The following is a 20530-nucleotide window of genomic DNA, read 5'->3' on the forward strand; positions in this document are numbered from 1 at the left end:
GCCTTTCCCCGGATACGTCGGCTAGTGTGCGCCGAATAACGGCACTTTCAGTGATTTTTTGCGTGATTTGCTAGCTACGCGCTGCGCTACAATGCCACGCATGTTGACCGAACGGCTTTTCGCTCGATCGGCGCGCAACGCTGGTTCGCCGGCGGATTCGTCGCCGTCCTCCCGCTGGCACCATGGGCCCTGGTGGTCCAATTCCTATTTGCTGACGCCGCTCCTGTCGATCCTGGTGTTCCTGGTCGTCATGAGCCTGATTCTGTGGAGCCTGAACCGGCGCGAGCAGCAGCAGCAGGAAGACACGCTTTACCGCAACGTCGCGTGGGCCCAGCAGCAGATTCGCCTGTCCATGACCGGCGCGCAGGAACAGATCCAGGCGCTCGCGCGCGACCTCGCCGCGGGCCACGCCGATCCGCAGTCGTTCCAGGTGTCTACCACGGACATCATGCAGGGGCATCCCGAAATCCTCTACATGAACTGGTACACGAGCCAGCAGCAGCCGCGCTGGCCCAATACCGCGCTGCCCGTGTTCGGCCAGCGTCTCGCCAAGCCGAACGACACGCAAATGGACGAAGCGGTCAAAGCCGCGTTCGCCGAGGCGCGCAGCACGCGCCGCCAGGTGTATTCGCCGCTCATCTACGACGACCTCGGCAACGGCTACATCACACTGCAAACGCCGGTCTTTCGCGACCGCGAATTTCTCGGCTCGATCGCCGCGGTGTTTTCGGTCGAAGGCATTCTTAAGCACGATATTCCGCCCGAGCTGTCGGCGAAGTACAAGATTTCGATCGTCGACGCGAACAACCGCGAGCTGACCACCACGTCCACGCGTCCGCGCCTGCCGCGCGACATGTTCTACGATCTGCCGCTCGATCCGCCGGGCCAGGGCGTCTCGGTGCGCGTGTACGCGTTCCCGCAGATGACGAACTTCACCAACAACACGCTCGTGTGGCTGGTGGCCGGTTTGTCGTGCTTCGTGTTGTGGAGTTTGTGGAGCTTGTGGAAGCACACGCGGCAGCGCTTCGAAGCGCAGCAGGCGCTCTACGCCGAAGCGTTCTTCCGCCGCGCGATGGAAAACTCCGTGCTCATCGGCATGCGCGTGCTCGACATGCACGGCCGCATCACGCACGTTAATCCCGCGTTTTGCCGCATGACCGGCTGGGACGAAAGCGACCTCGTAGGCAAGACCGCGCCGTTCGCCTACTGGCCGCGCGACGCCTATCCGGAAATGCAGCGCCAGCTCGACATGACGCTGCGCGGCAAGGCGCCGTCGTCGGGATTCGAATTGCGGGTGCGCCGCAAGGACGGCTCCACGTTCCACGCGCGTCTGTATGTATCACCGCTGATCGACAGCTCGGGCCGCCAGACCGGCTGGATGTCGTCGATGACCGACATCACCGAGCCGAAGCGCGCGCGCGAGGAACTCGCCGCCGCGCATGAGCGCTTCACCACCGTGCTCGAAAGTCTCGACGCGGCCGTGTCCGTGCTCGCCGCCGACGAAGCCGAACTGCTGTTCGCCAACCGCTACTACCGGCATCTGTTCGGCATCCGCCCGGACGGTCATCTGGAATTGGCGGGCGGCGGGTTCGATAGCGCACAGGCGTCGTCGGATTCGATCGATATGGTGGACACATACGCGGGACTGCCCGCCGCGGCGTTGACCGAAAGCACGGCCGACGCGCAGGAAATCTACGTGCAAAGCATCCAGAAGTGGTTCGAAGTGCGCCGTCAGTACATCCAGTGGGTGGACGGCCATCTCGCGCAGATGCAGATCGCAACCGACATCACCACGCGCAAGCAGGCGCAGGAACTGTCGCGCCAGCAGGACGAAAAGCTGCAGTTCACGAGCCGTCTGATGACGATGGGCGAAATGGCGTCGTCGCTCGCACACGAACTGAATCAGCCGCTCGCCGCCATCAATAACTATTGCTCCGGAACCGTTGCGCTGGTTAAATCCGGTCGGACGACGCCTGACAATCTGCTGCCCGTGCTCGAGAAAACCGCGCAGCAGGCGGTGCGCGCCGGCATGATCATCAAGCGCATTCGCGAGTTCGTGAAACGCAGCGAGCCGAAGCGCCAGGCGACGCGCGTCGCGGACATCGTCGCGGACGCCGTGGGTCTCGCCGAAATCGAAGTGCGCAAGCGGCGCATTCGCATCGTCACCGACATGCGCTCGCGGCTGCCCGTCATTTACGTCGACCCCGTGCTGATCGAGCAGGTGCTGGTCAACCTGCTGAAGAACGGCGCCGAGGCGATGGCGGAAGCGCGGCCCAACGCGGTCGATCCGGTGATCCGCGTCGTCGTGCGGCTGGAGGGCGGCTTTGTCAACATCAGCGTCGTGGATCAGGGCCCGGGCGTCGACGAAGCAACCGCCGAGCGGCTGTTCGAACCGTTTTACAGCACCAAGTCCGACGGCATGGGCATGGGGCTGAACATTTGCCGTTCGATTATCGAATCGCACCGCGGTCGTCTGTGGGTGGTCAACAACGTCGAGTCAGACGGCCACATCACAGGCGCCACGTTCCATTGCAGTCTGCCTATTGGAGAGCCTGACGGCCCGAGCAACGGCGGGTCAGAGGCGCCGACACCACAAACCGTTACGGGAGAGCTATGAACAGCCCAGTCACCACACAGGAAACTGTCTTTGTCGTCGACGACGACGAGGCCGTGCGAGATTCGCTGCGCTGGCTGCTGGAGGCGAACGGCTACCGCGTGCAGTGCTTCTCCAGCGCCGAGCAGTTTATCGACGCATGGCAGCCGCATCAGCATCCGGGCCAGATTGCCTGCCTGATTCTCGATGTGCGGATGTCCGGCATGAGCGGACTGGAACTGCAGGAACGCCTGATCGCCGACAACGCGTCGCTGCCGATCATCTTCGTGACGGGTCATGGCGATGTGCCGATGGCCGTGTCCACGATGAAAAAAGGCGCGATGGACTTCATCGAAAAGCCGTTCGACGAAGCCGAGCTGCGCAAGCTGGTCGAGCGCATGCTCGACAAGGCGCGCAGCGAAAGCACCAGCGTGCAGCAGCAGCGCGCCGCCGCCGAGCGCCTGGGCAAGCTGACCGCGCGCGAGCATCAGGTGCTGGAGCGCATCATCGCGGGCCGCCTGAACAAGCAGATCGCCGACGACCTCGGCATCAGCATCAAGACGGTCGAAGCGCATCGCGCGAACATCATGGAAAAGCTCAACGTCAACACGGTCGCCGATCTGCTGCGACTCGCGCTGTCGAACAAACCGCAACCGGCGCAATAAATACTGGCAAGCACCCGCGGCGCGTCCGGCAGTTGCCGCGGCGCGCCGTGTGCCATTCGTCATCGGCCGGACTGTCCAGTCCGGCTCTTCTCCGCTATCTCTTCTGTCTGCTCGCCTCGGCGCGAGCCGTCCGCTAACGCGGACGTCGTCGGCTTGCCCGCGCGCACGCCGGTATAATGACGGACTTTGCAGCGACGCCTATCTCCGATTAGCGTCGCGCGCTTTTCATGTGCCGACCCGTTGCTGCTGAAAAACGCCATCGCGCGCGGCACGCGCTGCTCCGCTTTCCATACTGCCCCTCTCGACCGACCATGACTGCCAAACTGATCGACGGCCTCGCCCTCTCCAAGACACTGCGCGCCGACGTCGCCGCACGCGCCGCCGCGCTGACCGCCCGCGGCCATCAGCCGGGGCTCGCTGTCGTGCTCGTCGGCGACAATCCGGCCAGCGAAGTCTACGTGCGCAACAAGGTGAAGGCGTGCCACGACAATGGTCTGGGCTCGTCGCTCGACCGTTATCCGGCGGATCTGTCGGAAGCCGAACTGCTCGAGCGTATCGACGAACTCAATCGCGACCCGCTGATCCACGGCATTCTCGTGCAGTTGCCGCTGCCGCCGCATATCGACAGCCACAAGGTGATCGAGGCGATCGCGCCGGAGAAGGACGTGGACGGCTTTCACGTCGCCAATGCGGGCGCGTTGCTGACCGGCAAGCCGTTGTTCCGTCCGTGCACGCCGTACGGCGTGATGAAGATGCTCGCCGCCTATGAGATTCCGCTGCAAGGCGCGAACGCGGTGGTGATCGGCCGCTCGAACATCGTCGGCAAGCCGATGGCGCTGCTGTTGCTCGAAGCCGGCGCGACGGTCACGATCTGCCACAGCAAGACGCGCGATCTCGCCGCGCACACGCGCAACGCCGACATCGTGGTCGCGGCCACCGGCCTGCGCAACCTCGTCACGGCCGACATGGTGAAGCCGGGCGCGGCGGTGATCGACGTCGGCATGAATCGCGACGAGGCCGGCAAGCTGTGCGGCGACGTCGATTTCGCGGGCGTCAAGGAAGTGGCCGGCTACATCACGCCGGTGCCGGGCGGCGTCGGTCCGATGACCATCACGATGCTGCTCGTGAATACGATTGAAGCCGCGGAGCGCGAGGCAGCGAAGAAGGCCTGAAGGTAAAAAGGAAAGCGCTGGGCAACTGCCAGCCCCGCGCTTTCAACTCGCTACGCAACCCCGGTTTGACTGCTGCTTTCATATCGGCGTGAGTCGAGGTTTTGTCCGACTCGTTATGACTCACGCTCATCTGCGTCCCCGACCTGCCTCTCCTCGCGCTTCAGTCTCACTCCATCACCCTTTGAATCCAACGCTCGCTGCATGACTGTCAGCGGACGGTTTCGCGCGCGCCCCGCTCGCTGGCCGGCCGCGCGTCGGCACGCACCGCATGCGGGCGCGCGAGGCGCGCGCGGCACCACATCAGCACCGGCCGTTCGACGCAGTGCCACGACAGCGCGGCGCACAGCACGATAAACGGCGCGGCGATCAGCACCGCCGTCACATGACTCAATTGCGGCGCGATATTCGCCACGCATTGCTGCACCATGAAGCCATACAGATAGATGCCGTACGAGTAGTCATGGCGCGGCACGAAGCGCCGCAACAGCGGCGTCGTGCCGACCCACAGCACGCCATACACAAAAGCCAGATAGAACAACGGCTGCGCGCCCGCCGTATCGCGAAACACCAGAAAAACCATCGTCAACGCGAGCGCCATCAGACCGTGGATGTCGATCCGCTCGCGCAATCCATACAGCAGCACGCCGAGCATGAAGAATGGCTCCGGCCAGAACGAATAGCCGCCGGGCGTCTCGCTGAAGTCGCGCAAGCCGATCTGCACGAGCGGCAGCGAATGCGGCGTCAGATGCGGCGGCAAATGCACGCGCAGCACGAAGGCGGCAATGCCGAGCGCCGCCGCGAGCAATGCGCCGCGCGGGCTCGACAGCAGACCGAGCATGCCCGCCGCGAGCACGATCAGATAGCAGCGCACTTGCAGCGGAAGCGTCCATAGCGGACTGCTGACGTCGACGGGAAAGCGGTTGTGTTCGAACACGCCCGGCAGCGCCCAGCCGGTATTCATCACGATGGTGGAAAAGTTGTCGAGGTTCGACCACGTCATGCCGGAACTGAAATACTCGCGCAGCGGCAGCGTCGTGAACAACGGCCCGACGATGAACACCGTCACCAGCGAGCCGAGCGCCACTGCCGGCCACAGCCGCGCGATGCGCAGCACCGCAAAGCGCGGCGCCGAGCGTTGACGGTCGAAGCTCGCGGTCACGAGCATGCCGCTCAACAGGAAGAACGCATAGACGCCGAGCGCGCCGAAGCCGTCGAAACCGAGCGCGTTGTGGACCCAGTCGCTCGAGCCGTCCGGCGCCTGCAGCAGATACGAATGGCCATACACGACGGCCACGGCGGCGACAAGCCGCACCAGGTCGAAATTGTTGCCGTTGCGCGATAGAGCGTGCGAAAGCGGGTGCATCGATACCTCTTGGGGAAAGCGTCGGAAAGCGTCAACCGAAGTGCTGAGCCGCCACTCGGCAGTCAAGCGACGGACGCATCAGCATGCGGCGCGGCGCCGTTTGACACAGTTCGCTTTCGCACAGAAGCGCCGCGCGCCGCGACATCTGGTAATTTGTATGCCTGCCCCAATACTATGGATGTCAGGTGCGATGGGGCGCCGCCGCGCGCACGCCGCCCAGCACCGGTTAAAGTAACCGTTAGTCATCAACCGTTCACCCGCGTCAGACAGGAAGCCTCATGTCCACTACCGTCTCGAATCACGACAACCCGCTCCTCGATTTCTCCGACCTGCCGCGCTTTGGCGAAATCCGCCCCGAACACGTCACGCCCGCGCTCGATGTGCTGCTCGCCGATGCAGCGGCCGCAGTCGAGCGCGCCGCTTTGCCGGTTACACCCGCTTCGTGGGCCGATGTCGTCGAGCCCGTCGAGCGCGCGACCGAACCGCTGTCGCGCGCATGGAGCGTCGTCGGCCACCTGAACGCTGTTGCCGATACGCCCGAACTGCGTGCCGTGTATGGCGAAAACCTGCCGCGCGTGACCGAGTTCTGGTCGAGCGTCGGGCAGAATCTTGCGCTGTACGAGAAGTACAAGACGCTGAACGCAAGCGACGAATTCGCCGCGCTCAGCAGTGAGCGCCAGAAGATTCTCAGCAACGCGCTGCGCGATTTCCGTCTGTCCGGCGCCGAATTGCCCGAGGACCAGAAGCCGCATTTCGCCGAATTGCAGGAGAAGCAGGCGGCGCTCTCGAAGGCGTTTTCCGATCACGTGCTCGATGCCACGAACGCTTATGCGTATGTCGTCGAAGCCGGCAACGAAGCGGCACTCGCCGGTCTGCCTGAAGACGTGATCGAAGCCGCGAAAGAAGCGGCTGAGCGCGACGGCAAGACCGGCTACAAATTCACGCTGCATTTCCCGTCGTACTTCCCGGTCATGCAGTACTCGGAGAACCGTCCGATGCGCGAGGCGATGTACCGCGCGTATGTGACGCGCGCGTCGGAACTCGGTCCGCAATACGGCAACGGCAAGCCCGAGTGGGACAACACGGCGGTGCTCGCCGAGCAGTTGAAACTGCGCGCGGAAGAAGCGCACATGCTCGGCTACAACAATTTCGCCGAAGTCTCGCTCGCGCCGAAAATGGCGGAATCGCCGGAACAGGTCATGACTTTCCTCGAGGACCTCGCCACGCGCGCGCGTCCGCATGCGGAGCAGGACTGGAAGGAACTGCGCGAATTCGCGGCGAATGAACTCGGCCTGAGCGACCTGCAACCGTGGGACATGACGTTTGCGGCCGAGCGCCTGCGTCAGAAGCGCTATTCGTTTTCTGAGAACGAAGTGAAGCAGTATTTCCCGGAAGACGCTGTTTTCAAGGGCCTTTTTAAAGTCACCGAGACTTTGTTCGGCGTGCGTATCCGCCGCGACGAAGCCGCCGTGTGGCATCCGGACGTGCGCTTTTTCCGCGTCGAGAACCAGGACGGCGGCCTCGTCGCGCAGTTCTACCTCGACCTGTACGCACGCGAAGGCAAACGCGGCGGCGCCTGGATGGACGACGCGCGCGGCCGTCACAAGCATACGCACGGCGGCGTGCAAACGCCGGTCGCATATCTGACCTGCAACTTTTCGGCGCCGGTCGGCGGCAAGCCTGCATGCTTCACGCACGACGAAGTCATCACGCTCTTCCACGAGTTTGGGCACGGGCTGCATCACATGCTGACGCGCGTGGACGAACTCGGCGTGTCCGGCATCAACGGCGTCGAGTGGGATGCGGTCGAACTGCCGTCGCAATTCATGGAGAACTTCTGCTGGGAGTGGGACGTGCTCTCAGACATGACCTCGCACGTCGAAACGGCGCAGCCGCTGCCGCGCGAACTGTTCGACAAGATGCTTGCCGCGAAGAATTTCCAGAGCGGGCTCGGCACGTTGCGGCAGATCGTGTTCTCGATGTTCGATATGCAGTTGCATACCGGCTTCGACGCAACCGGCACGAAGAACGCGACGCAACTCGCGAGCGAGATCAACGAGCGCTTTCATGTCGTGCCGCAAGCGCCCTTCTCGCGTTGGCCGAACACGTTCAGCCACGTTTTCGCGGGCGGTTATGCGGCGGGCTACTACAGCTACAAGTGGGCCGAGGTGCTGTCCGCCGACGCGTATGCGGCATTCGAGGAAGCCGCGCAATCGGCGAGCGGCAGTGTGCTCGATCAGGCAACCGGCATGCGCTATCGCAAGGAGATTCTGGAAGTGGGCGGCAGCCGCCCGGCGATGGAATCGTTCAAGGCGTTCCGCGGACGCGAGCCGAACATCGACGCGCTGCTGCGGCATAACGGCATGACGCCTGCCGCCGCGCACTGAATGAATGGTGTTGTGATGCGATGAAAAGCCGGTGTTCCGCACAATGCGGACACCGGCTTTTTTGCTGGCTGCGTACGGCGGTCAGGTCAGTCGCGATGCAGCTTGAAATCCACTTCCGAAGGCCGTCCGTCGAGCGACAACGCCGCGCGCGCCGCCGGTGCGCGGCTCACCACCTTGCCGCGGCTGATCACCGCCAGCCGCGCCGCACGCAGGCGGATCGCTTCCACCGGATCGCGCGCGTCGAGCAGCACGAGGTTGGCGGCGCAGCCCGGCGCGACACCGTAGTCTTCCAGACCGAGAATGCGCGCGCCGTTCACCGTGACCGCGTCGAAGCACGCGTGCATGCCTTCGACGCCCGTCATCTGCGCGACGTGCAAGCCCATGTGCGCGACTTCGAGCATGTCGCCCGAGCCGAGGCTGTACCACGGGTCCATCACGCAATCGTGGCCGAACGCGACGTTGATGCCCGCCGCCATCATCTCCGGCACGCGCGTCATGCCGCGCCGCTTCGGATACGTGTCGCTGCGTCCCTGCAACGTGATGTTGATGAGCGGATTGGCAATCGCCGATACACCCGACTCGCGCATCAGCGGCAACAGCTTGCTCACGTAGTAGTTGTCCATCGAATGCATCGACGTGAGATGCGAACCGGTGACGCGCCCATGCAAGCCGAGGCGCTGCGTTTCGGCGGCGAGCGTTTCGATGTGGCGCGACATCGGATCGTCCGATTCGTCGCAGTGCATGTCCACGCGCAAGCCCTGCTCGGCCGCGTACTCGCACAACATGCGCACGGATTGCGCGCCGTCGGCCATCGTGCGTTCGAAATGCGGAATGCCGCCGACCACGTCGACGCCCATTGCAATCGACCGCTTCAGGTTTTCGAAAGCGCCGGCACTGCGCAGTACGCCGTCTTGCGGAAACGCGACGAGTTGCAGGTCCAGATACGGCGCGACACGGCGCTTCACTTCGACGAGCGCCTCGACGGCGAGCAGACGCGGATCGCACACATCGACGTGACTGCGGATCGCCAGCAGCCCGCGCGCAACCGCCCAGTCGCAGTACTGCATCGCGCGTTCGATCAGCGCCTCCTGCGTGAGATGCGGCTTGAGTTCGCCCCACAGCGCGATGCCTTCGAGCAGCGTGCCCGACGCGTTCACGCGCGGCAAACCATAGGACAGCGTTGCGTCCATATGGAAATGCGGATCGACGAAAGGCGGCGTGACGAGCGAGCCGGCCGCGTCGATTTCGTCGCGCGCGACGGCGGCCAGATTCGCTTCGACCGCGACAATGCGCCCCGCTTCGATGCCGATGTCGACCGCGTGCTTCGCTTGCGGCGCGACGCGTGGCGGCAGCATCGCGCGGCGGATGATCAGGTCCATATCTCGCTCCTTTTTGTGTCGGCGTTCGCGTCGTGATTCATGACGATTCTATCGGCGTCAGAAAGGCCGCGCCGGTTTTGTACGCGCTTAAATTGGGATTCCCGTACCGGCCGGCCGCGAGCAATCCGTACCGGCAACGCGCGGCACGGCGCACCTATACTCGGTTCACGTTATGGCGTTGTTCATTGAGGAGCGTGCGGATGAAGACGATAGGTGTGATCGGCGGCATGAGCTGGGAATCTTCCGCCGAGTATTACAGGCTGATCAACCGCCACGCGAAGGCGCGCCTCGGCGGTCATCACAACGCGCGCAGCCTGATGCTGACAGTGGACTTCGCGCCCATCGAAGCGAATCAGCGGGCGGGCGACTGGCACGCGCTCGGCGAACAGATGGCCGATGCGGCGCGTCAACTCGAACGCGGCGGCGCCGGGCTCGTGATGCTTGCGACCAACACGATGCATCGCGTGTATGAGTCGATCGAGCGCGCCATTCATGTGCCGTTCCTGCATATCGCCGATCCGACCGGCAACGCGCTGCGCGCGGCGGGCGTCGAACGAGTCGGTTTGCTCGGCACGCGCTATACGATGGAGCAGACCTTTTACACGGGACGGCTGCGCGAGCGCTACGGCCTTGAAACGCTGGTGCCGGAAGAAGCGCAACGCGCGGACGTGCACCGCATCATCTACGACGAGCTGTGTCACGGCAACGTGAAGAGCGAATCGCGCACGACATATCAAGGTGTGATCGAATCGCTGGCCGCGCGCGGCGCGCAGGCGGTAATTCTCGGCTGCACCGAGATCACGTTGCTGATCAAGGCGGAAGATTCTGTGCTGCCCGTGTTCGATACGACGGCGTTGCATGCGCAAGCGGCGGTGGAGTGGGCGATTGGGGGCGAATGAAGGCGATTGCGGGTGACTGACAGCAAATGAAAAAGCCCGCGTGGCTTGCGCCAGCGGGCTTTCAATAATGCCTGGTTGCGGGGGTAGGATTTGAACCTACGACCTTCGGGTTATGAGCCCGACGAGCTGCCAGACTGCTCCACCCCGCGTCAGAGAAAAAGAGTATATAGGGGCGTCGGCAAAACGTCAAACTATTGCTTCGACTAACGGTGTCGGCATGCCATTCGACGCGCAAAATCCGCACCGCGAATCACAGGTCCTGAACCGTCGCGCCCTCGATCTTGCCGTCGATAATATCCGCGCCGTACTGACTCGCGCTGCGTTTTGCAACGCCGAAGTCCGAGAACGTGGCGGGCAGCACGAGACGAAACACACGGCTCGCCTTCGAACCGCTAATGGCACCCGGACGGCAGACGCGCACCGCGACGTCGTAGCCTTCCGCATGCCGCTTGTGACCGTCGAATTTGTCGAACGCCCGCGAGAAAACCAGCGGATGCACTTCGAAGTCCTTATAAAGATCTGGATAAGCCTGAGCCATGATGCCCTCCGGTGCACGCCGGTGCCTGAGTGAGTCGAACTGTGAATATCACCCCACTATACGCTGCGCGCGGCGCGCATCGGCTTTTTATTTTCGATGCACGAGGCGCGGTGTGGGCGTGAGTACGGGTGTGAGCGCAGCGAAAATCGTCGCCTTCGCGCGGGCGCTGGTAAGCTACGGCTCCTGCGCCATTCAGCTTGAGAATCTCCCGTGAAAATCGCCACCTGGAACGTCAACTCACTCAAAGTCCGCCAGCAGCACGTGATCGACTGGCTCGAAACCAGCGGCACCGACGTACTGTGCCTTCAGGAACTGAAGCTGCCCGACGAAAAGTTTCCGCGCGCGGAACTCGAAGAGAAAGGCTACCGGAGCTGGTTCGCGGGCCAGAAGACGTACAACGGCGTCGGCATTCTGGTGCGCGCGGGGCTCAACGTCGACGAAGCGAGCGTCGTGCGAAACATTCCGGGCTTTGATGACTTGCAGCAGCGCGTGGTCGCGGCGACCGTCGAGGGCGTGCGCATTATTTCCGCCTATTTTCCGAACGGCCAGGCGCCCGGTACCGACAAGTTCGCGTACAAGCTGCGCTGGCTTGCCGCGCTGCACGACTGGGTCAAAAGCGAGATGGCGCTGTATCCGAAGCTCGCGCTGCTCGGCGATTACAACATCGCACCCGACGACCGCGACGTGCACGATCCGAAGGCTTGGGAAGGTCAAAACCTGGTGTCGCCGGAAGAACGCGCGGAGTTCGTACGGCTGATCGAACTCGGTCTCGTCGATGCATTCCGTCGGTTCGAGCAGCCGGAAAAAATCTATTCGTGGTGGGACTACCGGATGATGGCTTTCCGCCGCAACGCGGGTCTGCGCATCGACCATATTCTGCTGTCGAAGGCGCTGGCCGAAACGTGCGCTTCGTGCGAGGTCGACAAGGTGCCGCGCAAATGGGACCAGCCGTCGGACCACGCGCCGGTCGTTGCGCAACTAGGTTGATAGAGGCGCCCCGACGCATTCGCATTCGCACACGCGCTCAAGCCGAAACCGCCAGCGTTCCCCACAAAAACTCGAACACCATCGCGTCGTGCTCGGCCTGCTCCAGTTCGTCGGAGCCGCCGTGACCGCCCTCCGTATTCTCGCGATACCACACGTTATCCACGCCAAGCGCCTGCATGCGCGCCGCCATCTTGCGGGCATGGCCGGGATGCACGCGGTCGTCGGCGGTCGACGTCGTGAACATCACCGGCGGATACTTCACGCCCGCCGTCACGCGGTGATACGGCGAGTAGGCGGCGAGCACCCGCGCGTCGGCGGGATCGTCGGGATCGCCGTATTCGTCGATCCACGACGCGCCGGCATGCAGCAGGTGATAGCGGCTCATGTCGAGCAGCGGCACTTCGCAGACCACCGCGCCGAACAGTTCCGGGCGCTGCACCATGCACGCCGCCACCAAAAGGCCGCCGTTGCTGCCGCCCTGAATGCCGAGCTGCGCGGCGCTCGTCACGCCGCTTGCGACGAGCGCTTCGGCCACCGCGATGAAATCGTCGAAAGCGCGTTGCCGATGCTCGGTCTGCGCCGCCGTGTGCCAAGGCGTGCCGAACTCGCCGCCGCCGCGAATGTGCGCGACCACGTACACGCCGCCGCGCTCGAGCCAGCCGATGCCCTGCCCCGCGAGATAGCTCGGCAATAACGGAATCGCGAAGCCGCCATAGCCGGTCAGCAGACACGGCCGCGTGACAGGCTGTTCGGCGCGATCCGCATGATCCACGTCCCCGCCAGCTTGCGCGTCGCGCGGTCCGATCACCGTGTACGGCACGCGCGTGCCGTCCGCGGAAACGGCGTCGCCGCGCGTCACCACATAGCGCGTCGCGTCGAACTGCGTCGGCCAGCGGTGGACCAACTCCCACGCGGTGAGATCGTCGCGCGCAAGATCGGCGAGCCAGTACGCGGGCGGCTGCAGATAGTCGTCGGTATCGACGAACACTTCGTCGTTCAACGTCGACTCCACCGGCGAGACGTCGGCCTGCCCCTCGCCGTGCGACGGGAAGACACGCTGTTGCCACTGCCATGTGTGATCGGCGGATTGCATCGGCGTGAACAGCAAGGTCTTGTTCTGCACGTCTTCCAGATACGACACGATGAGCTGGTTGCGCGTGTGCGTCCATTCGCAGGCGGACGTCTGCGAAGTCGGGATGAACAACGGCGTGACCTCGCGCTCGCCGCGCAGGAACGCGTCTTCACGGATCGCCAGCAGCGCGCCGCCCGGATACATCACCTCATCGTAATGCCAGTCGAGGCGCGGCTCGAGCAGCAGCCAGCCGTTCCAGCCGCCCACCGCGACATGCGAGGGCACGTCGTAACGACGCCACGCATCGGCGGCAAGCGGGACGCCGTTCGCCGCGTCGAGGTAGTACCTGTGCGAGTCGAAGAAATCGACGCTGCTCACGACCGTGTGACGCTTTTCCACCGGATCGTAGTGCGCTTGCACGCCGATGTCGTCATACGCGCCCTCGAACACCACGGGCGCGTCGGCGAGCGCCGTGCCGCGCGTCCAGCGCCGCGCTTCGCGCGGATAGCCGGAGCGCGTCAGGCTCTCGCTCCCATTGTCCCAGCCGACGTAAAGCGTATCGCGGTCGATCCACGACGCCGCATGCTTGCCCGCCTTCGCGATCACAAAACCGTCGTCGACGAGGCGTCGCGCGTCGATGTCGAACTCGCGCACGACGACCGCGTCCGACCCGCCTGGCGACATGGTGATCAACGCGCGATCGCCATCCGGGTAAAGAATGTCGAACTCGACGCAGACCCACGGCGTGCCTTCGGCTTCCCCTAGCGCGTCGAAGTCGATCAGGTTCTGCCACTCAGGCTTACCGCCGCGCCACGCCGCCCACGTGGTGCGCCGCCACAGCCCTTTGGGATTGCGGTCGTCCTGCCACAGGTCGTACGCCCACTCTTTCCATCGAGTGGGAATGACGGGGCGTTCGCGCGGCAGATATGCATCGGCGAGCCATTGTGTGAGCGTGTCGAGTCGCTCACCGCTGCACCACGCGGCGCGGGTGCGGGCGTTCTGCTCGTCGACCCACGCGAGTGCTTCGGGGTCGTCGAGCGCTTCAAGCCACAGGAACGGATCGGTGGAAAACGGCCAGGGAGAACTAGCGGAAGAGGCAGGAGGCATCGTGAGCTGTCGGATAAAAACAGCGTTGATTATGCCCTGCCGCGCGAGAAGCGGCGGTGTTTGCGCGGCGGTTCAATGTCTGGATGTCGGATAAAGGCGCAAGCGGCGGCCGGACGCGAGATCCATGCCGCCGCCCGCCGCCTTCACACATGCCGTGCGGTCATCGAATCAAGGCTCGAGATTGAGCTCCTGAATCTTGCGCGTAATCGTATTGCGTCCGATGCCGAGCCGCTCCGCCGCCTCGACCTTGCGACCGCGCGTGAAGTCGAGCGCCTCGCGAATCACCGCCGCTTCGAAACGGCGTGCGAGTTCGTCCATCACGTCGGCGGAATTCTCGCGCAGCAAGCGTGCGACTTCCGTGCGCAAGCCGCCTTCCCATGCGCTGACCGTGGCAACCGGCAGGCCGCCCGGCATGCCCGCATGCGTCGCCACGCTTCCGCCATTGATCGGCGCCGTGGCCGCGAGGCTCGCGTCCGCGCTACCGATCGGACTGCCGCCCCCGCCCGTCGTAAGATCCGTCGCGCCGGCCTGCGCGGGACCGAGATCCGGCGGCAAGTCCTTGATCTCGATGGTCTGCGCGGGCGCCATCACCGTGAGCCAGTTAGCGAGATTCTCCAACTGCCGCACATTGCCCGGAAACGGCAGCGAAGCCAGATAAGCGAGCGCCTCTTCCGATACGCGCTTCGGCTCGACGCCCAGATCGCGCGCGCTCTTCTGCAGAAAATGCCGGGTGAGCAGCGGAATGTCTTCGCTGCGCTCGCGCAACGCGGGCAAACGCAGGCGAATCACGTTGAGCCGGTGATACAAGTCCTCGCGGAAAAGCCCCTGACGTACGCGCGATTCCAGATTCTGGTGCGTCGCCGCGATCACGCGCACGTTGGCGCGCAGCGGATTGTGGCCGCCGACCCGATAGAACTGGCCATCGGAGAGCACACGCAACAGACGCGTCTGTAAATCGAACGGCATATCGCCGATTTCATCGAGAAACAGTGTGCCGTTTTCCGCCTGCTCGAAGCGGCCCTGGCGCATTGCCTGCGCGCCAGTGAAGGCGCCGCGCTCATGGCCGAATAGTTCGGATTCCAATAGATCTTTTGGAATCGCCGCGGTGTTCAGCGCAATGAAGGGACCGTTCGCGCGTGGGCTATGCCGGTGCAACGCACGCGCGACCAGTTCCTTTCCGGTGCCCGATTCGCCGGTAATGAGCACGGTTGCCGCCGAATGGGACAAACGTCCGATCGCGCGAAACATGTCCTGCATCGCGGGCGCCTGGCCGAGCATTTCGGGTGCATCGGCAACGCGGTCGTCCCACGTCTGTTCCCCGCGCATGCTCTCGTCCACCGCGCGGCGGATCAGTTCGACCGCCTTGTCGATGTCGAACGGCTTCGCGAGATACTCGAACGCGCCGCCCTGGAACGCGGCGACCGCGCTGTCCAGATCGGAGAACGCCGTCATGATGATGACCGGCAAGCCCGGCACCTTGTCGCGCACGGTTTGCAGCAATTCGAGGCCCGAGCCGCCCGGCATCCGGATGTCGGACACCAGCACCTGCGGGCTTTCGTGATCGAGCGCCGCCGACGCCTCGCGCACATTCGCGAAGCTGCGCGTCGCGAAGTTTTCGCGAGCGAGCGCTTTTTCAAGCACCCAGCGAATCGATTGATCGTCGTCTACTATCCAGATCGGCTTCATATAGGTCTGTCAGAAGTCTTGAGATGCCTGCGGTGTGCGAAGGCGTGTCAGTAGTCGAGCGGCAGCAGAATCTGAAACTCGGTGTGGCCGGGCCGGCTTTCCACTTCGATCAGACCGTCGTGTTGTTGCACGAACGTCTGCGCGAGCGTCAGACCGAGACCGCTGCCGTCCTCGCGCCCCGATACGAGCGGATAGAAGATGCGGTCACGAATGTCCTCGGGAATGCCGGGGCCGTTGTCGATGATATGCAAGTCCAGTGCCAGCTTACATAAGCGTTTCGACACCGTGATCTTGCGTGCAATGCGCGTGCGCAATTCGATGCGCGCGTCGCCTTGCGAGATGCGTTCGCGCAATGCCTCTGCCGCATTGCGCACGATGTTCAGAAGCGCCTGGATCAGTTGCTCCTTGTCGCCGCGCAGGTCCGGCACGCTGACGTCGTAATCGCGCTCGATCGTGAGGCCGCGCGGAAACTCCGCGAGAATCACCTGACGCACGCGCTCGCACACTTCGTGAATATTCACGTCGCCGACAATATGCGGATGCCGGTGCGGCTCGAGCAACCGGTCGACCAGCGTTTGCAGCCGGTCCGATTCCTTGATGATGACCTGCGTGTACTCGCGCAACTCGTCGCGCTGACGCTCGCCCAGTTCGAATTCGAGCAGTTGCGCCGCGCCGCGAATCCCGCCGAGCGGGTTCTTGATTTCGTGCGCGAGATTGCGGATCAACTGTTTGTTGACGGCCGTGAGGTCGTTGATGCGCTCCTCGCGGTCGCTGCGCAAATGCCGCTCGTTCTCGAACAGTTCGAGCAGCACGTAGTCTTGCGCGCTTTCCAGAAAGCCGACGATCGCGTGCACATGCAGCGGCTCGTGAGCGGGCCGCTCGAGCACGGCATCGAGATGCGTCGCGTGAAAACGGTGAGCGGCGATCGACGTGATGGTGGCGACGAGTTCGTCGGCATTCGAGAAGATGTCAGGCCACGCCATCTGCGTGAGTTGCCGGCGCGAAAGCTCGAGCATCGACTCCGCCGACGGGTTCGCAAACGCGACGCGCAGCGTGCGCTTCTCGAGTATCAGCACGACGGTGGGCAACGCCTCGAAGCCCGGCAACAGTCCGGACGCGACGAGCTGTGCGTCGTCGGACAGCGTGTCGACGTGCCCTTTTCTCGCCTTGATCAGATTCTTTAGAACCATCTTGCAGTCTGGCCGATAGGAGATGGTGGCAAACCGCTGCGTCCGGTCGAATGAAAAAGGGACGGCGCCGCCGTCCCTTCGTGACCGATCGCGAGCGTCGGACAAAGCGCTTCGCCATTCGACGGGCGAAGCGCCATTGCCGCTTACAGCGAGTAGTACATTTCGAATTCGATCGGGTGCACCGACTGACGATAACGCTGCAGCTCGTTCGTCTTCAGTTCGATGTACGCGTCGAGCATCGAATCCGTGAACACGCCGCCGCGCGTCAGGAACTCGCGGTCGCCGTCGAGCGCGTCCAGAGCCTGGTCGAGGCCGGCACACACGGTCGGGATCTTTGCATCCTCTTCCGGCGGCAGGTCGTACAGGTTCTTGTCGGCAGCTTCGCCCGGATGAATCTTGTTCTGCACGCCGTCCAGACCCGCCATCATCAGCGCGGAGAAGCACAGGTACGGATTCGCCATCGGGTCCGGGAAACGCGTTTCGATGCGGCGGCCCTTCGGGTTCGACACGTGCGGAATGCGGATCGACGCCGAACGGTTGCGCGCCGAGTAAGCCAGCTTCACCGGTGCTTCGAAGTGCGGCACGAGACGCTTGTACGAGTTCGTCGACGGGTTCGTGATCGCGTTCAGCGCGCGAGCATGCTTGATGATGCCGCCGATGTAGAACAGCGCGAATTCCGACAGACCTGCGTAGCCGTTGCCCGCGAACAGGTTCTGGCCGTCCTTCCAGATCGACTGGTGAACGTGCATGCCCGAACCGTTATCGCCGACGATCGGCTTCGGCATGAACGTAGCCGTCTTGCCGTACGTGTGCGCGACGTTCTGGATGATGTACTTCATCTGCTGCAGCCAGTCGGCGCGTTGCACGAGCGTCGAGAACTTGGTGCCGATTTCATTCTGGCCCTGGCCCGCGACTTCGTGGTGGTGCACTTCGACCGGAATGCCGATCTGTTCGAGCAGCAGACACATTTCCGAGCGGATGTCCTGGAACGTGTCGACCGGAGCGACCGGAAAATAGCCGCCCTTCGTGCCCGGACGGTGGCCGGTGTTGCCGCCTTCGAATTCCTTCGACGACGACCACGGTGCTTCTTCCGAACCGATCTTGACGAAGCAGCCCGACTGGTCCGTGTTCCACCGGACCGAGTCGAAAATGAAGAATTCCGGTTCCGGACCGAAGAATGCCGTGTCGCCGAGACCCGAGCTCTTCAGATAGGCTTCGGCGCGCTTTGCCAGCGAACGCGGGTCGCGTTCGTAGCCCTTGCCGTCAGCCGGTTCGACGACGTCGCAGGTCAGAACGAGCGTGGACTCTTCATAGAACGGGTCGATGAAGGCGGTGTTCGCGTCCGGGACCAGCAACATGTCCGATGCTTCGATGCCCTTCCAACCGGCAATCGACGAACCGTCAAACGCATGGCCGCTTTCGAACTTGTCTTCATCGAATGCCGACACCGGCACCGAAACGTGTTGCTCTTTGCCGCGCGTGTCGGTGAAACGGAAGTCGACAAACTTGACGTCTTCGTCTTTGACGAGTTGAACGACGTCGGCCACGGATTTACTCATAACCTATCTCCTGATTAACGAATTCGGCGGATTTCAGCCGCCGCCCAATCTAGCTGACCCGTCCCGGCGCGTCCACCCTCAATTGTGAAGAGCGAATGTGAAAATTAGCCGTTGCTGATCGATCGGCCTGACTAAAGCAGCAACTGTGCCATGTATGCGCCAAGACGGCGCGCGTGCTGACAGTGCGCGCGTCGGCGGGGAATTCGCGCACCGGGGGATATGCAGCCCTAAAATTCGATGGTTTTCGTTAGCACCAAAATGAGGCGCGGGTGCGGAGTGGCCGCTGTCGCGGAACGAGTTTGGTGCATATGCGGCATTTTGCACCATTTAAGGGCGAGCGGTTGCAGCGTGCGCATCGCCTCGGATTGCAGGTCGTCCAGCGCCCGCGCGGGCCCAAAGCGCCGCGCTAGAATGGTCACTTGATCAAGGAGACCAACGCATGACTACCCTCGAACAGTTGTATGCGCAGGCGGACAAACGCCGCACCGAAAGCCAGTTGCCTTACGCCGGCGCGCTGTCGCCGGCCGAGGCGTTCGAACTGCTGCAGCTCGACACGGGCGCGCGTCTCGTCGATGTGCGCACGCGCGCCGAACTCGACTGGGTCGGCCGGCCCGTGATCGGCGACGGACAGTATGCGCACGTCGAATGGACGCGCTATCCGGGCGCCGTGCCGAATCAGGAATTCCTGCATCAGTTGAGCGACGTGGCGTCGCCCGATACGCCGGTGCTGTTTTTGTGCCGCAGCGCCGCGCGCTCCAAGCTCGCGGCGATCGCCGCGGCGCAGGCGGGCTTCACGAAGGCTTATGACCTGCTGGAAGGCTTCGAAGGCGACAAGGACGGCCAGGGACATCGCAAGACGGTGTCGGGCTGGTGCTTCCGCGGCTTGCCGTGGATTGGCGCGTGAGGGTGCGTGAGGGCGCTGGAGCGGCGTATTGAAGCGGGGAGTAAAGCGTCCGGTACAGAACTGCGGGCCTGTGAACCGCCGGTCGGGAGCCAGCCGGTCGCGAACCGACCGCTAGCCCGCTACTATCGCCGCTATTAGCCGGCCACTCGCGCACGCCTCACCGTTGAATCGCGCGTCAACAAGGCAGACATCACGCACGAGGCTTTCCCGCCGCCTCGTGCTCGACAATATCGCCGCCAAGCAGATGCACGCCCTCGCGTAGCTTGACGAACGCCGCCGCCACCGCTTCCGGCTCGCCCTTCACGCCGAGATCGATGTGATGCCGCGCATAGACGCCGCCACGCTCGGCGTCGCCCACGCTCGGCAGACTGAACACGCGCACGCCGGGGAAGTCGTGCTCGATCTTCTCCATCAGCGGCGTTAAACGCGACTCGGGCAACTCGAACACGAGCAGCGATTTTTCCGCGTGCGGCATCGCGTGATGCAGATGCGCGTAGTGCGTGTCCAACACCCATTCGATCATCGGCCAGGCCATGACCGGAAAGCCCGGCACGAAATAGTGCTCGCGGATCGAGAAGCCCGGAATCTTGTTGTAGCCGTTCGGAATGATCGCCGCGCCTTGCGGATACGTGCCCATATTCAGACGATGCAGATTCTCCGGCGAGTTCAGGTCGAGCGGCGTCGCGGCCGTTGCCGGGTACATGTCGCGGATGCGCTCCTGAATCAGCTTCTGCGCTTCCGGATGCAGTTGCAGCGGCACGCCGAGCGCGGCCGCCGCGCATTGACGCGTGTGGTCGTCCGGCGTCGCGCCGATGCCGCCCGTCGAAAACACGATGTCGCCCGATTCGAAAGTACGCCGCAGCGTGGCCGTGATGCGCTGCGGGTCGTCGCCGATGTACTCCGCCCAGCCAAGCGACAAGCCGCGCGCGCCGAGCAGTTCGATGACTTTCGGCAAATGCTTGTCGACGCGCCTGCCCGACAGGATTTCATCGCCGATGATGATGACGCCAAATGCCATTGCCGCCTCTT

15 protein-coding genes and 1 tRNA gene are annotated in these 20530 nt (G+C 63.6%); 7 read left to right on the plus strand and 9 right to left on the minus strand.

Going from position 1 to position 20530, the window contains the following annotated elements:
• The first annotated feature begins 100 nt into the window (after nt 1–100).
• The 3 genes from fixL (at nt 101) to folD (ending at nt 4430) form a co-directional block, all read left to right on the plus strand.
• The gene (fixL, locus tag P0D87_RS08040; protein WP_006051255.1) at nt 101–2617 is read left to right on the plus strand and encodes an oxygen sensor histidine kinase FixL; all 2517 of its coding nucleotides are present in this window, start codon (nt 101–103) and stop codon (nt 2615–2617) included.
• Complete coding sequence (fixJ, locus tag P0D87_RS08045) at nt 2614–3258, plus strand: oxygen response regulator transcription factor FixJ (RefSeq protein WP_006051254.1); 645 nt, start codon at nt 2614–2616, stop codon at nt 3256–3258. Before fixL ends, fixJ begins: the two co-directional genes overlap by 4 nt.
• 311 nt (nt 3259–3569) lie before the next feature.
• On the plus strand, nt 3570–4430 hold the full coding sequence (folD, locus tag P0D87_RS08050; protein WP_006051253.1) for a bifunctional methylenetetrahydrofolate dehydrogenase/methenyltetrahydrofolate cyclohydrolase FolD: 861 nt from the start codon (nt 3570–3572) through the stop codon (nt 4428–4430).
• 208 nt (nt 4431–4638) lie between these two features.
• Here folD and P0D87_RS08055 read toward each other — a convergent pair whose 3' ends face one another.
• Nucleotides 4639–5793, minus strand: a complete 1155-nt coding sequence (locus P0D87_RS08055; RefSeq protein WP_053858447.1) for an acyltransferase family protein — start codon at nt 5791–5793, stop codon at nt 4639–4641.
• 278 nt (nt 5794–6071) lie between these two features.
• On the opposite strand from P0D87_RS08055, the gene P0D87_RS08060 reads away from it, so the two are divergent.
• The gene (locus tag P0D87_RS08060; RefSeq protein ID WP_053858448.1) at nt 6072–8180 is read left to right on the plus strand and encodes a M3 family metallopeptidase; all 2109 of its coding nucleotides are present in this window, start codon (nt 6072–6074) and stop codon (nt 8178–8180) included.
• A gap of 86 nt (nt 8181–8266) precedes the next feature.
• Here the strand turns inward: P0D87_RS08060 and P0D87_RS08065 are convergent, their stop codons facing one another.
• Nucleotides 8267–9559, minus strand: a complete 1293-nt coding sequence (locus P0D87_RS08065) for an amidohydrolase family protein (RefSeq protein ID WP_053858449.1) — start codon at nt 9557–9559, stop codon at nt 8267–8269.
• Nucleotides 9560–9759: 200 nt separating this feature from the next.
• On the opposite strand from P0D87_RS08065, the gene P0D87_RS08070 reads away from it, so the two are divergent.
• Nucleotides 9760–10458, plus strand: a complete 699-nt coding sequence (locus tag P0D87_RS08070) for an aspartate/glutamate racemase family protein (protein ID WP_053858450.1) — start codon at nt 9760–9762, stop codon at nt 10456–10458.
• Nucleotides 10459–10530: 72 nt separating this feature from the next.
• Here P0D87_RS08070 and P0D87_RS08075 read toward each other — a convergent pair.
• A tRNA-Met gene (locus P0D87_RS08075) sits at nt 10531–10607 on the minus strand.
• Nucleotides 10608–10708: 101 nt separating this feature from the next.
• Entirely contained in the window at nt 10709–10996 is a 288-nt protein-coding gene (locus P0D87_RS08080; RefSeq protein ID WP_006051248.1) for a hypothetical protein, read from the minus strand.
• Between the two features lie 210 nt (nt 10997–11206).
• Between P0D87_RS08080 and xth the strand changes: the two genes are divergently transcribed.
• On the plus strand, nt 11207–11983 hold the full coding sequence (xth, locus tag P0D87_RS08085; protein ID WP_053858451.1) for an exodeoxyribonuclease III: 777 nt from the start codon (nt 11207–11209) through the stop codon (nt 11981–11983).
• A gap of 37 nt (nt 11984–12020) precedes the next feature.
• On the opposite strand, the gene P0D87_RS08090 is transcribed toward xth, so the two are convergent.
• The 4 genes from P0D87_RS08090 to glnA form a co-directional block, all read right to left on the minus strand.
• Nucleotides 12021–14162 (minus strand): prolyl oligopeptidase family serine peptidase, encoded by a 2142-nt coding sequence (locus P0D87_RS08090; RefSeq protein ID WP_053858452.1) that lies wholly within the window; start codon nt 14160–14162, stop codon nt 12021–12023.
• 168 nt (nt 14163–14330) lie between these two features.
• Nucleotides 14331–15848, minus strand: coding sequence for a nitrogen regulation protein NR(I) (ntrC, locus tag P0D87_RS08095; protein ID WP_029967520.1), 1518 nt, complete (start codon nt 15846–15848; stop codon nt 14331–14333).
• Nucleotides 15849–15895: 47 nt separating this feature from the next.
• Nucleotides 15896–17038 carry a nitrogen regulation protein NR(II) gene (glnL, locus tag P0D87_RS08100; protein ID WP_006051244.1) on the minus strand — a complete coding sequence of 381 codons (1143 nt, stop codon included), beginning with the start codon at nt 17036–17038 and terminating at the stop codon, nt 15896–15898.
• Between the two features lie 143 nt (nt 17039–17181).
• Nucleotides 17182–18597, minus strand: a complete 1416-nt coding sequence (glnA, locus tag P0D87_RS08105; protein ID WP_006051243.1) for a type I glutamate--ammonia ligase — start codon at nt 18595–18597, stop codon at nt 17182–17184.
• A 439-nt stretch (nt 18598–19036) separates the two neighbouring features.
• On the opposite strand from glnA, the gene P0D87_RS08110 reads away from it, so the two are divergent.
• On the plus strand, nt 19037–19501 hold the full coding sequence (locus P0D87_RS08110) for a rhodanese-like domain-containing protein (RefSeq protein WP_006051242.1): 465 nt from the start codon (nt 19037–19039) through the stop codon (nt 19499–19501).
• Nucleotides 19502–19691: 190 nt separating this feature from the next.
• On the opposite strand, the gene P0D87_RS08115 is transcribed toward P0D87_RS08110, so the two are convergent.
• Nucleotides 19692–20519 (minus strand): competence/damage-inducible protein A, encoded by an 828-nt coding sequence (locus tag P0D87_RS08115; protein ID WP_053858453.1) that lies wholly within the window; start codon nt 20517–20519, stop codon nt 19692–19694.
• Nucleotides 20520–20530: the final 11 nt, after the last annotated feature.

It is taken from the genome of Paraburkholderia sp. RL17-368-BIF-A, assembly GCF_046054045.1.
GTDB classification, from domain to species: Bacteria; Pseudomonadota; Gammaproteobacteria; order Burkholderiales; family Burkholderiaceae; genus Paraburkholderia; species Paraburkholderia graminis.